Here is a 12,375-nt window from a genome sequence, read left to right on the forward strand (position 1 = left end):
GGGGAGGCCGACTCGTAGGCGCTCCACGTCCGGTGGGAGAGCCACCACAGCAGGCCGGTGACGGCGACCGGCAGCAGGGCGGCGACGACCAGTCGGCGGCCGGGGGTGCTCCACCAGCCGCCGCTGTCGGCGGCCAGGAAGGACAGCCAGGAGGTGTTGTCGGCGCAGCCGGGCGAGCCGGCGCACTGCCAGGCGACCAGGTCGAGGGCGAGTTCGCAGGCGGCCGCGGTGAGCAGGACGGTCAGGGAGAGCGCCAGCAGCCGGGCGAGCACCGAGTAGACGACCTGAGCGCGGTGCCGGCGGGGGGCGGCGGGACGCATCCAGTAGGCGAGGTTGGCGATCATGAAGGGGAGCAGGATCAGCCACAGGGCGCGGGCGCCGTTCCCGGAGGTCAGACCGGACCAGCAGTAGGCCTCCGGCACCGGTCTGTCGCCGTACTCGCCCGGTCGTTCCTCCGCGTCGACGTCGTCGGTGCGGCGGTGGATGCCGGCGGTCGCGTCACCGGTGACCAGGGTGGTGCGCGGATCGTCGAGCATCTGTTGCGGTGTGACGCCGCCGACGCCGTGCACCAGGAGTTCCAGTGCGGGGGCGGGCGCGGTGCGCGGCTTGGCCATCGTCTCCCCGGGGTGTGCGCGCTGCAGCACTCCCGCCCATCATGACAGCCGCGACGGTCCCGTCACAGACCCCGACGCGCCTGGCCGGACGGGGAGTTGACCGGTGGTCAGACCGTCGCGGGGTCACCAGTGGCCGGTGGCGAGGAAGTTGTCGATCGCCGCACGGTAGGGGGTGACGTCAAGTCCCTGCTCGGCCAGCCACTCGTCCGAGTAGTACTTGTCCAGGTAGCGCTCCCCCGGGTCGCAGATCAGCGTCACGACGGAACCGGTGCGGCCGGCCGCCACCATCTCGGCGACGATCTTCAGCGCGCTCCACAGCCCGGTACCGGTGGAGCCGCCGGCACGTCGTCCGATGGCGGACTCCAGCGCACGGACGGCGGCGATGCTCGCGGCGTCCGGGACCTTCATCATGCGGTCGATCGCGCCGGGCACGAAGCTGGGCTCCATCCGGGGCCGGCCGATGCCCTCGATCCGCGAGCCGCAGTCGCTGACGGCGCCGGCATCGTTCTTCACCCAGCCGTCGAAGAAGCAGCTGTTCTCCGGGTCGGGGACGCAGATCCTGGTGTCGTACTGCATGTAGTGCACGTAGCGGGCGATGGTCGCCGAGGTGCCGCCGGTGCCGGCGGCGGCGACGATCCAGGCGGGCTCGGGGTAGCGTTCCAGCCGCAACTGCTGGTAGATGGACTCGGCGATGTTGTTGTTGCCGCGCCAGTCGGTGGCCCGTTCCGCGTACGTGAACTGGTCCATGTAGTGGCCGCCGGTCTCCCTCGCCAGGCGGGCGGAGACCTCGTAGACCGTCTGCGGGTCGTCCACCAGATGGCACCGGCCGCCGTGGAACTCGATGAGGCGGGTCTTCTCCGGGCTGGTCGTACGGGGCATGACCGCGATGAAGGGCACCCCGATCAGCTTCGCGAAGTACGCCTCCGACACGGCCGTCGAACCGCTGGACGCCTCGATCACCGGCCGTCCCGGCCGGATCCAGCCGTTGCACAGCCCGTAGAGGAACAGGGACCGGGCCAGCCGGTGCTTGAGGCTGCCGGTGGGGTGGGTGGACTCGTCCTTGAGGTAGAGGTCGATGTTCCAGGACTCGGGGAGCGGGAAGAGGAGCAGATGGGTGTCCGCACTGCGGTTGGCGTCGGCCTGCACCTTTCGCACGGCCTCTTTCAGCCAGTCGCGGTAGTGCGGATCGGTGCGGTCGACGTCGACGGTGGGGACGGGGTCCTGGAAGGCACCGCCGGCGGCCTGTTCTGTGGTGCTCACCGGCTGATGATATGCGGCGCGGGACCTTCGGGCCCTGGTTGGCGGTCGCGGCGGAGGTGCAGAATTCTCTCAGTGAGCGCCGCGTGAAGCGGTGACTGCGAGGAGGGGCGGTCGATGATGGCTGAGCCGGAGTTCGAACAGACAGGGGTGCCGATCGGGCGGCTGCTGAGGTCGTTGACCAGGGCCGGTCAGGTGCGGGTGCAGGGCGGTCGGCTCGTGTTGCTCACCAGCTACGGCCGGGAGATCGACAGCGCCCCGGTGGACGAGGTCAGCGTCAGCGCCTCGTGGCTGCCGGGCCATGACGTGACGCTGGCGACCGTCGGCCGGACGCGCTACGCGCTGGGGCTGACCGCGCCGGTCCGGGAACGCCTCGCCTCCTCGCTGCGGGACGCCCGGGAGCGGGCGGCGAAGATGGCGTCGGGGAACCGCCGCACCGCAATGCCCTGATTCGGGCGATTTGCACATTTGTGTGAGCTGGATCACCCTGAGAGGCCGGGGCCCGTGTCCGGCGCTCCTTCCTCGGTACCGGACGGCCGCCCCGCCCACGCATGTCGCTGCCCCGGCCTCAGGGAGTCGCCGTCGTGATCACTCACCCCGCGTCGAGCCGGCACTGCGCCGTGGAGTTCCAGGCGCTGCCGTCGCGTATCGGCCAGGTCCGTCACATCGTCTCCACCCAGCTGCGCTACTGGGGGCTCGATCCGCTGATCGACGCCGCCGCGCTGGGCGTCACCGAGCTCCTGGCGAACGTGCACCGGCATACCGGGCCCGACAAGCACTGCACGGTCGAACTCGTGCTGCTGTGGGACCGGTTGACCGTCTCGGTACGGGACCACGATCCGCGACTGCCCCGACTGCGCCCGAAGACCTCGCTGGGCACCAGCGGGCGCGGACTGGCACTGGTGGCCGCGCTCAGCTCCAGCTGGGGAGCTCGGGTGCAGCGCGGCGGCTCGGGGAAGGTCGTCTGGTTCACCCTGCCCGCGCCACCGACCGCCGGAGCGGGCCCTCAGGCCGAGGCGCCGCCGACCGCGGCCACCGCCGGCGCGGTCGGCCCGGACTCCGAGCAACTGCCGGCCTGAGCCCGGCCGCTCCCCCGCGCGTCTCAGACTCAGAGAGTGACGGCGAGGCCCACGTGCGGCCTGCGGCCGAACCGCACCAGCGCGCCGCCGAGGTCGGTCAGCCGGAACTGCCAGCCGTACTTGCGGGCCATTGCCCGGCGCACCCGCCTCAGCTCCGCGGCCTCCATGACCCGGCCGGTCCCCTCCGCCGAGGGCGCTCCCTCGGCGATCCTGCCGCGCACGTCGCACACCTGGACCCGCACCCGCTTGTCCCGGCGCAGCCGTTTGACCTTCCAGGCGTCGTCCCGGGTCCACACGAGCAGTTCGCCGTCGTCCTCCACCGCCCACACGGGCGTGGCGACCGGGGTGCCGTCCCTGCGGTAGGTGGTCAGACTGACGTACCGGGCGTCGGAGATCTCCGCTGGAATCATCCGCTCAGGCTACGCGCGGCGCGCGGCGGCAGCGGCGCCCGGCACCGTCAGTAGCGCTCGACCCAGCGCGCCCGCCAGCTCGGCGAGGGATCGGCCTCCGGGCCCGTCCAGTACTCCGTGCCCGCGACGACCAGCCCGGCGCGGACCGTCCAGAACGACGCCACCCGGAAGACCCCGACACCCTCCATCGGCACCTCAACCTCACTGGCGACCGCCCCGCCGCCCTCGCCCGCCGGGCCGCCGCCCACCAGGCGCAACACGCGTATGGACCAGCCCTCGGGATACTCCCGCTGCACGGCGAGGAAGTTCTCCCGACCGCGCATGCGCTCCCGGCTGACCGGCCACTCCACGACGACCCCCGGGTCCAGGACCGCCTCGGCGGCCGGCCAGTCCCTGGCGTCCAGCGCCCGCCACCACTGGTCGACCACTGCCACGGCCGATGCGGACGAACCGGCCGACGGCCGGTGGGACTTCGCTGTCACGGCGCCCCGACCTCCCCCACGAAGTGGCCGAGCTCGTCTTCGGCCACTCCGCCAACCCTCGCACGGGGCACTGACAACGCCCCGGCTGCTCGCGCCGCTCAGGCCTCCTGGACCCGGAGGGGGTCGTCCAGCACCGGCTGCCACGCCAGTTCGGCCGCGCCGACCAGGCTGTTGTGGTCCAGGCTGCACGGCAGTACCGCGAACGTCTTGCCCCGGCCCCACAGGCTGCGTGCGTCCAGCACCTCGCGCAGCCGGTCGCCGTCGTACCGCAGCAGTTCGCGGTGCAGGCCGCCGAGGATGATGCGGTCCGGGTCGAGGATGTTCACCAGCCCGGCGAGTCCGAGCGCCAGCCGGTCGACGAGCCGGTGCGCGGCCGCGCGCACGGCGGGGTCCGCGTGGTACTCGGTCCTGAGCAGGGAGAGCGCCTGGCGCAGCAGCGAGACCTCGGGGCCCGGCCGCCGGCCGGCCGCCTCCAGCAGCGCGAGCGGGTCTGTCTCCACGTCGAGGCAGCCCCGGCTGCCGCAGTGGCACGGCCGCCCCTCGGGGTCGACGGTGAGGTGGCCGACCTCCAGCGCCAGACCCGAACTGCCGCTGTGCAGACGGCCGTCGACCACCAGGGCGCCGCCGACGCCGCGGTGTCCGGTGGCCACGCACAGGAGTTGACGGGCGCCGCGTCCGGCGCCGTGCCGGTGTTCGGCGAGCGCGCCGAGGTTGACGTCGTTGGCCGCGACTCCGTCGTCCGCTCCGGCGCTGATCCCGGCGTCGGCGAGGCAGCGCCGGAAAACCTCGCGCACCGGCGCGCCGGGGGCCCACGGCAGGTGCAGCGGGTTGAGGGCCGTGCCCTCCGGCTCGGCGACCGCGGACGGCACGGCGAGTCCGGCGCCCACGCAGCGGCGTCCGCTCTCCTCGAGCAGCCGCCGCCCGGCCGCCACCACCTCGCCGAGCACCTGGGCCGGATCGGCCTCCACCGGCCCGCAGCCGGGCGCGGTGGCGACGACGCGTCCGCCGAGGCCGACCAGCGCCGCGCGGAAGCCGTCGGTGTGCACCTGGGCGGCGAGGACGACGGGGCCGGTCGGGTCGACGGCCAGCCGGTGGCTGGGGCGCCCCTGCGCGCCGGCGGTGCTCGGGCTGGAGTCGACGGTGATCAGTCCGAGGCCCTGCAACTCGGCGGCGACCGCGCCCGCGGTCGCGCGCGTCACCCCCAGTTCGGCGGTGAGGACCGCGCGGGTCGGCGCGCGCCCGGTGTGCACGAGTTCCAGCGCCGGCCCGAGCGCACTGCGGCCCCGGTCGGGCCTGGTACGAGTCTGGGTCACCGCACCATTCTTGCTTTGTGCCCCCGTGAAACAAAACAGGGTTGGACCACAGCCGTCACGGGCGCCCCACGGGCTGGCAGAATCCGCCCATGGAGACGTCCGACTTCATCACCGTCCTCGGCCGGGAAGGCCGGTCCCTGGTCTCGGCCGCCGAGGAGGCCGGCCTGGACTCCGAGGTGCCCACCTGCCCGGGCTGGCAGGTCAGGGACCTGCTGCTGCACGTGGGGCGGGTGCACCGCTGGGCGACGCGACATGTCGCCGAGCGGCTGACCGAGCCCGCGGGGCTGCCGGAGGACGCGGTGCCGGACGACCGGCTGGGCGGCTGGTTCCGGGACGGTCTCCACTCCCTGGTGGGCGCACTGGACGACGCGTCCGACGGACTGCGCTGCTGGACGTTCCTGCCGGGCGCGGGCGACGGGCGCGCCTTCTGGGCGCGCCGGCAGGCTCACGAGACGACGATCCACCGGATCGACGCCGAACTCGCCGAAGGCCAGGCACTCTCACCCGTGGACCGCGACCTGGCCGCCGACGGCATCGACGAGTTGCTGGCCGGTTTCCACTCCCGCTCGCGCAGCCGGGTACGCAGTCCGCGGCCGCTGACACTGCGGGTGCGCACCATCGACGGCGCCGCCTCGGAGGTGTGGACGATGCGGCTGACCGGGCGGGAGCCGTCGGTCAGCCGGGGTGAGGAGGGCGCCGCCGACTGCGAGCTGAGCGGCCCGGCGGAGCTGCTGTACCTGGCGCTGTGGAACCGCCTGCCGCACAGCGGCGGTCTGACGGTGACCGGCGACGCCGACGTACTGCGGCTGTGGCGGGAGCAGTCGGCGATCCAGTGATTACCAGCCGGTAACTTGTGTGGTAGCTTCGGCCTATGCCCAGCTGGAGCCCGAAGACCCTGCGCCGTGCGATGAACTGGTGGCCGCCCTACCGCTTCGCCGGTATCCGAGTGCTGCACATCGCCGACGACTGGAGCAGCGCCCGGGTGCGACTGCGCCTCGGCCGCCTCAACCGCAACTACTTCGGCACCCACTTCGGCGGCTCGCTGTTCTCCATGAGCGACCCCTTCTGGGCCCTGCTGACCGTCTCCCGCCTCGGCAAGGGGTACGTGGTCTGGGACAGGGCCGCCGAGATCGACTTCGTCTCGCCCGGGCGCGGCGAGGTGTTCGCCGACTTCAAGCTCACCGAGGACCGGCTGGAGGAGATCCGCGCCGCCACGGCCGACGGCGGCAAGGCACTGCCCTGGTTCGAGAACACCGTGACCGCGAGCGACGGCACCGTGGTCGCACGCGTCCGCAAGCAGCTCTACGTCCGCCGCAAGTAGCCGCCGCGGCCCTGCGCCCGGACGAGAGCCGCCACCGCGCTCGTCCGGGGTGCGCCGCCGCGGATACCCGCGCCCGTCAGGCGCGGTCCAGTGAGGAGACCAGACGGCGGGCCAGCGGGTGGGTGCGGACGATCTCCGCCGGCGTGGTCTGCCCGCGTGTCACCCGGGCGAACGCCCGCCACGCGGGCGGAAAGCCGGTCAGCGCGGCGTGCAGCACCCCGGGGCGGCGGGCGAAGGCCGCCAGCATCCGGCGCCCGACGCCCATCTCCACGCCGAGCCCCGACCTGATCGCGAACGTGTAGTTCAGCGCCTGCCGACGCGCGTCCACCGCGTCGCCGGTCTCGGCCAGCCGGGCGGCCCACTCCCCCGCCAGCCGTCCCGAGCGCAGCGCGAAGGAGATGCCCTCCCGGCTCCAGGGCTCCAGCAGCCCCGCCGCGTCGCCGCAGACCAGTACCCGGCCCCGGGAGAGCGGTGAGTCGTCGGCCCGGCAGCGGGTGAGGTGGCCGGAGCTGACGCTCGCCTCGAAGCCGGCGAGTCCGAGCCGGTCGACGAAGTCGTCCAGGTAGCGCTTGGTGCGCTCGCCCTCGCCGCGCGGGGCGATGACGCCGACGGTGAGTGTGTCGCCCTTGGGGAAGACCCAGCCGTAGGAGCCGGGCAGCGGCCCCCAGTCGATGAGCACCCGGCCGGCCCAGTCCTCGGCCACGGTGGCCGGAACCGGGATCTCCGCCTCCAGCCCGAGGTCGACCTGGTCCATCCGCACGCCGACGTGCGCGCCGATGCGGCTGGCGCTGCCGTCCGCGCCGACCACCGCGCGCGCGAGCAGCGTACGGCCGTCCGCGAGTACCACCGCGACAGTCCGCCGGTCGGGTACCGCGCTGCCGTGCTGCTCGACGCGGGAGACGGTGACGCCGGTGCGCAGCTCGGCGCCCGCCCGGCGGGCGGCCTCGGCGAGCCGGTGGTCCAGGTCGGCGCGGTTCACCAGGCCGAAGAGCGTGTTCCGGGAGCGCCGGGTGCGGGCCAAGCGGCCGTTGAGCGAGAACGTGACGGCGTTGACCCGGTCCCGCAGGGGTAGTTCGACCCCGTCCGGCAGCGCGTCCCGGGAGAGGCCGATGATGCCGCCGCCGCAGGTCTTGTACCGGGGCAGTTCGGCCTTCTCCAGCAGCAGCACCCGGCTGCCGGCCCGCGCCGCCGCGTACGCGGCCGAGCTGCCGGCCGGTCCGGCACCGACGACGATCACGTCCCACACCACCGCGGCCTCGCCGCCGTTCGCCTCCGCGTCCGCGCCGGCCTGGGTGTTGTCACTGCTCACGATGTGTCTCTGCTCCCGCCTGACCCGACCGTCCGGTGCCTCGTCCGGACGGCTGACTACCGCATCCCGGGGACCGTTCCGGCCGCTTCCGGGGGCCGGTCGGACGGCGCGGGCCCTGTGGCAGGATCGGCGACGTCCGGAGCCCCCGCCGGTGCGGCCGGTGATCCCGTACGCCCGGCCCAACGCAGCAACCGCTAGGAGCGTTCCCTCATGGCGCACGAAGCAGTGGCGGCCACCGTCGCCTCGCTGATGCCCCAGGCCCGTCACGAGCTGGCCGAACTCGTCCGGTTCCGGTCGGTGGCCGATCCCGCGCAGTTCCCGAAGAGCGAGTGCGAGGCCGCCGCGCGCTGGATAGCCGACACGTTGGAGGCCGAGGGGTTCACCGACGTGGCCCTGCTCGACACCCCGGACGGGACACAGTCGGTGTACGGGCTGCTGCCCGGGCCGGTCGGCGCGCCCACCGTCCTGCTCTACGCCCACTACGACGTGCAGCCGCCGCTGGACGAGGCGGCGTGGCTGTCGCCGCCGTTCGAGCTCACCGAGCGCGACGGGCGCTGGTACGGCCGCGGCACCGCCGACTGCAAGGGCGGCTTCGTCATGCACCTGCTGGCGCTGCGCGCGCTGAAGGCCGCCGGTGGGGTGCCGGTGACGGTCAAGGTCATCGTCGAGGGCTCCGAGGAGCAGGGCACCGGCGGCCTCGAACGGTACGCCGAGGCGCACCCGGAGCTGCTGACCGCCGACGCGATCGTGATCGGCGACTCGGGGAACTTCCGGGCCGGGCAGCCCACCGTGACGGGCATCCTGCGCGGCATGACGCTGCTGCGCGTCCAGATCGACACCCTCCAGGGCAACCTCCACTCCGGCCAGTTCGGCGGCGCCGCCCCGGACGCGCTGGCCGCCCTGGTCCGGGTCCTGGACTCGCTGCGCGGCCCGGACGGTTCGACGACGGTGGACGGCCTGGAATCGGACGCGGAGTGGGACGGCATCCAGTACCCGCCGGAGCGGTTCCGCGAGGACGCCAAGGTGTTGGACGGCGTGGAGCTGATCGGCTCGGGGACGGTGGCCGACCGCATCTGGGCCCGGCCGGCCGTCACCGTGCTGGGCATCGACTGCCCGCCGGTGGTCGGCGCCACGCCCTCGGTGCAGGCGCGGGCGGCGGCGCTGGTGAGCCTGCGGGTGCCGCCGGGCAGCGATGCGGCCAAGGCGACGGAACTGCTCACGGCGCACCTGCACCGGCACACACCGTGGGGCGCGCGGGTCGCGGTGGAACAGCTGGGCCAGGGCCAGCCGTTCAGCGCGGACACCGCCAGCCCCGCCTACACGGCGATGGCCGACGCGATGCGGGAGGCCTACGACGGCGTCGAGATGGCGGTGGCCGGCCAGGGCGGCTCGATCCCGCTGTGCGGCACGCTGGCGACGCTCTATCCGCACGCCGAGATCCTCCTCACCGGCCTGAGCGAACCGGAGGCGCAGATCCACGCGGCCAACGAGAGCGTGTGCCCGCGCGAGTTGGAGCGCATGTCGGTCGCGGAGGCGCTGTTCCTCGCCAGGTACGCGGCCGGTACGGCGAACGGCGACTGAGCGGGAGCGGCGGTCAGGTGCCCGGGCAGGACGGCACCGGACCGCCGCTCCCCGCTCTCGCCGAACGGGTCCGGTCACCCGCCCTCGCCGACCGGTACACCCGACTCGAGGTAGAACGTCCGGTGGCGGGCGCGGGCCCGCAGCGCCCAGTGGAGTCGACGCAGCCGGGCCGGCGGCAGCATCCGCGCGGCCTCCTCCTCGGTGACCAGGCGCCAGCCCCTCAGCTCCGAGCGCGGGAGCAGCAGTTCGTCGACCGCCCCGGCGGGCAGCCGTCCGCCGTCGAAGAGCAGCCGGAGACCGCCGAACGCGGGCGGCGCCGGGGGCTCCCAGTCGACGACCAGCAGCCGCGGTTGGCGGTGCAGGACAAGCCCCAGCTCCTCGGCGACCTCCCGCACTCCGGCACGGGCCGGTGCCTCGCCGCGCTCGACGATGCCGCCGGGGAACTCCCAGCCCGGCTTGTAGGTGGGGTCGACGAGCAGGACCCGGCCCCGGTCGTCGAAGAGGAGGACACCGGCGGCCACCGTCTCCCCGACGGGCGGCGGGGTCTGCACGATGTCGCACCGCCCGGCGCCGGCGGCCAGCGCGTCGGCGACGGCCTGGGCGCTCTGGCGCGGGGTGCGGTCACCGGTGGCGACGGTGTGGGCGTCGGCGCCGAGCCAGGTCCGGGCCTCGCGGTAGGCGCTCAGCTGCCGCAGACACCAGGCGCGGGCCGACTCGCCCTCGCTGGCGGCGAGTTCGTCGATCCGCAGCCGGAGTATCGTTTCCGCTGCGTCCAGCAGGAAGTGCCGTACCGGAATGCGCCGCGCGGCCAGCGCACCGAACACCTCGTCCCGGTGCTCCTGCCGCAGCAGCGGCAGCGGTGTGACGAGCGGTCCCGGCACCTCGGTGAGCAGTGCGGCGGCGGTGTCCACGAGCAGCCGCCGCCAGGAGGGCAGCTCGTGGACGGAGTCCACCTGCGTGAGGCGCTCCTTGGGCAGCAGTCCGCGCAGTCCGGCCTCGACCGGTGCGGGGTCGTAGAGCGTGCTGCCGGGAAGCAGTTGCACCAGTTCCTCGGCCACCGCGGTCTTGCCCACGCCGTAGGCGCCGTTCAGCCAGACGATCACCGTTCCCCCATTCCCTCGTCCCCCGCGTCAGCGACCGCACCACACTGCCACGGATACGGCCGCGGCTCAGGGGGGCACGCGTGGGAGCGCGGAGGCATCGGGTGCGTGCGCCGGTGCTACCGCGATGCTCCCGCCGGTTCGGTTGGATCTCCGATCACTGTGCCGACCAGGGCCGATGTCACGCGACCGAGGCGCGCACCGGCCGGTACGCGCCTCGGTGGGCGGGCCCCGCGGACAGGTCCGCCGTGCGGGTACCTCAGGGTGGTCGGGGGCGGACACCGCCTCAGCGGGTGGTGGTGAGGGCGGCGCGGCGCGGCGCGGCGAACGCCTCGAGCGCCGCGCGGTCCAGCCCGGCCCGCCCGGTGACCTCGGCCTCGCCCAGGGCCCCGCAGTCCAGCCCGCGCAGCAGGTAGCCGCTGAGCGCCTTGGCGGTCGCCGGCTCGTCCATCACGTCGCCGCCGGCGTGCGCGGCGTAGGCGGAGAGCCGGTCGGCGGCCTGCTCGAAGCCGTCGCGATAGAAGGCGTAGACGGCCGCGTAGCGGGTCGGAAGGTGGCCGGGGTGCATGTCCCAGCCCTGGTAGTAGGCGCGGGCCAGCGAGCGGCGGACCAGCCTGTGGTGGAGCTGCCAGGCGCTGTGGACCTGCTCGGTCGGCCCGACCGGCAGGACGTTGGTGGAGCCGTCCGAGAGGCGGACACCGGTGCCGGCGGCGGCGACCTGCATGACGGCCTTGGCGTGGTCGGCAGCCGGGTGCTCCATCGACTGGTGGGCGGCGCTGACGCCGCAGCAGGCGCTGTAGTCGAAGGTGCCGTAGTGCAGGCCGGTCGCCCTGCCCTCGGCGGCGTCGATCATCCGGGCGACCGTGGCGCGGCCGTCCGCGCCGAGGATCGACTGGCTGGTCTCGATCTGGATCTCGAAGCCGAGCCGGCCGGTCGGCAGGCCGTGGGCCTTCTCGAAGTGCTCGCACAGCCGGACCATCGCCGTGACCTGCTCGGGGTAGGTGACCTTGGGCAGGGTCAGCCGAAGGCCTGCCGGCAGCCCTCCGGCGGCCATCAGTCCGCTGAGGAACACGTCGAGAGTGCGGATGCCGCGGTCTCTGACCTCGGCCTCCATGCACTTGAGGCGGATGCCGACGTAGGGCGCGGCCACGGCCGGGTCGGCCTTGGCGCAGGCCTCGGCGACAAGAGCGGCGGCGCGGGCGGCGTCGTGGTCCTCCTCGGCGTCCTCGCGGGTGCCGTAGCCGTCCTCGAAGTCGATGCGCAGGTCCTCCACCGGCTCCCGTTCGAGCTTGGCGCGGACCCGGTCGTGCACGGCGTCGGCGAGGCCGGCGGGCAGGTCCAGCACTGCGGCGAGCGCGGCGGCGTCGGGGGCGTGCCGGTCGAGCAGGTCGAGCGCCTGGTCGCCCCAGGTCCGCACGGTGTCGGCGGCGAAGACGTCGCCGGGCACGTACACGGTGTGGACCGGCTGACGGGTGCCCGGGTCGCCCGGGTAGCGGGCGGCCAGCTCGGCGTCGACGGCGGCCAGCGCGGCGCCGATCTCCTGGCCCACCGCGCTCCCGAAGGTGGTCGCGACCGTCTCGCCCTGCGTCATCAGCTCTCCCCAGAGAAATCAACAAAACGTTGAAGTTGTGTCTGGGAAGCTAGCCCGCCGCCGACCGGACGTCAACACCCGACCCGCTCTCCGGGGCACGCCCGCACGACGCGCCGGGGGCGGTGCGGCCGGTCGGAACCGGTCACACCGCCCCCGGGACGGGACGTCCGCCGAGTCCGGCGGCTGTCGGGTCAGCCCTTGCGGGTCTTTACCTCTTCGGTGAGCTGGGGCACGACCTCGAACAGGTCGCCGACCACGCCGTAGTCGACCAACTCGAAGATCGGCGCCTCCGCGTCCTTGTTCACCGCGACGATCGTC

12 protein-coding genes and 2 pseudogenes are annotated in these 12,375 nt (G+C 73.9%); 5 read left to right on the plus strand and 9 right to left on the minus strand.

Annotation, left to right across the window (positions count from 1 at the left end):
* Both FNX44_RS16310 and cds1 read right to left on the minus strand, forming a co-directional pair.
* Window positions 1-614: pseudogene (locus tag FNX44_RS16310) on the minus strand (hypothetical protein); the annotation flags it as partial.
* 123 nt (window positions 615-737) lie between these two features.
* A complete protein-coding gene (gene cds1 / locus FNX44_RS16315; protein WP_143648991.1) occupies window positions 738-1,874 on the minus strand; it encodes an L-cysteine desulfhydrase Cds1 in 1,137 nt (378 codons plus the stop codon).
* A 117-nt stretch (window positions 1,875-1,991) separates the two neighbouring features.
* On the opposite strand from cds1, the gene FNX44_RS16320 reads away from it, so the two are divergent.
* Complete coding sequence (locus FNX44_RS16320; RefSeq protein ID WP_143649001.1) at window positions 1,992-2,321, plus strand: hypothetical protein; 330 nt, start codon at window positions 1,992-1,994, stop codon at window positions 2,319-2,321.
* A gap of 134 nt (window positions 2,322-2,455) precedes the next feature.
* The gene (locus FNX44_RS16325) at window positions 2,456-2,950 is read left to right on the plus strand and encodes an ATP-binding protein (RefSeq protein ID WP_143648992.1); all 495 of its coding nucleotides are present in this window, start codon (window positions 2,456-2,458) and stop codon (window positions 2,948-2,950) included.
* Between the two features lie 29 nt (window positions 2,951-2,979).
* Here the strand turns inward: FNX44_RS16325 and FNX44_RS16330 are convergent, their stop codons facing one another.
* The 3 genes from FNX44_RS16330 to FNX44_RS16340 all read right to left on the minus strand — a co-directional run bounded on the left by FNX44_RS16330 (window position 2,980) and on the right by FNX44_RS16340 (window position 5,155).
* A complete protein-coding gene (locus tag FNX44_RS16330; protein WP_143648993.1) occupies window positions 2,980-3,360 on the minus strand; it encodes a PPOX class F420-dependent oxidoreductase in 381 nt (126 codons plus the stop codon).
* 47 nt (window positions 3,361-3,407) lie between these two features.
* Window positions 3,408-3,842 (minus strand): nuclear transport factor 2 family protein, encoded by a 435-nt coding sequence (locus FNX44_RS16335; protein WP_323369389.1) that lies wholly within the window; start codon window positions 3,840-3,842, stop codon window positions 3,408-3,410.
* A gap of 98 nt (window positions 3,843-3,940) precedes the next feature.
* Window positions 3,941-5,155: an ROK family protein gene (locus FNX44_RS16340; RefSeq protein WP_143648994.1), complete on the minus strand. Its 1,215-nt coding sequence runs from the start codon at window positions 5,153-5,155 to the stop codon at window positions 3,941-3,943.
* An 89-nt stretch (window positions 5,156-5,244) separates the two neighbouring features.
* Between FNX44_RS16340 and FNX44_RS16345 the strand changes: the two genes are divergently transcribed.
* Both FNX44_RS16345 and FNX44_RS16350 read left to right on the plus strand, forming a co-directional pair.
* Window positions 5,245-5,991 (plus strand): maleylpyruvate isomerase family mycothiol-dependent enzyme, encoded by a 747-nt coding sequence (locus tag FNX44_RS16345; RefSeq protein WP_143648995.1) that lies wholly within the window; start codon window positions 5,245-5,247, stop codon window positions 5,989-5,991.
* A gap of 35 nt (window positions 5,992-6,026) precedes the next feature.
* The gene (locus tag FNX44_RS16350; RefSeq protein WP_143648996.1) at window positions 6,027-6,476 is read left to right on the plus strand and encodes a DUF4442 domain-containing protein; all 450 of its coding nucleotides are present in this window, start codon (window positions 6,027-6,029) and stop codon (window positions 6,474-6,476) included.
* Window positions 6,477-6,552: 76 nt separating this feature from the next.
* On the opposite strand, the gene FNX44_RS16355 is transcribed toward FNX44_RS16350, so the two are convergent.
* Window positions 6,553-7,785, minus strand: a complete 1,233-nt coding sequence (locus FNX44_RS16355; protein ID WP_143648997.1) for a geranylgeranyl reductase family protein — start codon at window positions 7,783-7,785, stop codon at window positions 6,553-6,555.
* Window positions 7,786-7,995: 210 nt separating this feature from the next.
* Here FNX44_RS16355 and FNX44_RS16360 point away from each other — a divergent pair, with 210 nt between their 5' ends.
* Window positions 7,996-9,366, plus strand: a complete 1,371-nt coding sequence (locus FNX44_RS16360) for a dipeptidase (RefSeq protein WP_143648998.1) — start codon at window positions 7,996-7,998, stop codon at window positions 9,364-9,366.
* A gap of 74 nt (window positions 9,367-9,440) precedes the next feature.
* On the opposite strand, the gene FNX44_RS16365 is transcribed toward FNX44_RS16360, so the two are convergent.
* The 3 genes and pseudogenes from FNX44_RS16365 to FNX44_RS16375 all read right to left on the minus strand — a co-directional run.
* Window positions 9,441-10,469, minus strand: coding sequence for an NUDIX domain-containing protein (locus tag FNX44_RS16365; RefSeq protein WP_143648999.1), 1,029 nt, complete (start codon window positions 10,467-10,469; stop codon window positions 9,441-9,443).
* A gap of 283 nt (window positions 10,470-10,752) precedes the next feature.
* Complete coding sequence (locus FNX44_RS16370; RefSeq protein WP_143649000.1) at window positions 10,753-12,057, minus strand: DUF6986 family protein; 1,305 nt, start codon at window positions 12,055-12,057, stop codon at window positions 10,753-10,755.
* Window positions 12,058-12,248: 191 nt separating this feature from the next.
* A pseudogene (locus FNX44_RS16375) lies at window positions 12,249-12,375 on the minus strand (electron transfer flavoprotein subunit alpha/FixB family protein); the annotation flags it as partial.

This window comes from Streptomyces alkaliterrae, from assembly GCF_007097205.2.
Lineage (GTDB): Bacteria > Actinomycetota > Actinomycetes > Streptomycetales > Streptomycetaceae > Streptomyces > Streptomyces alkaliterrae.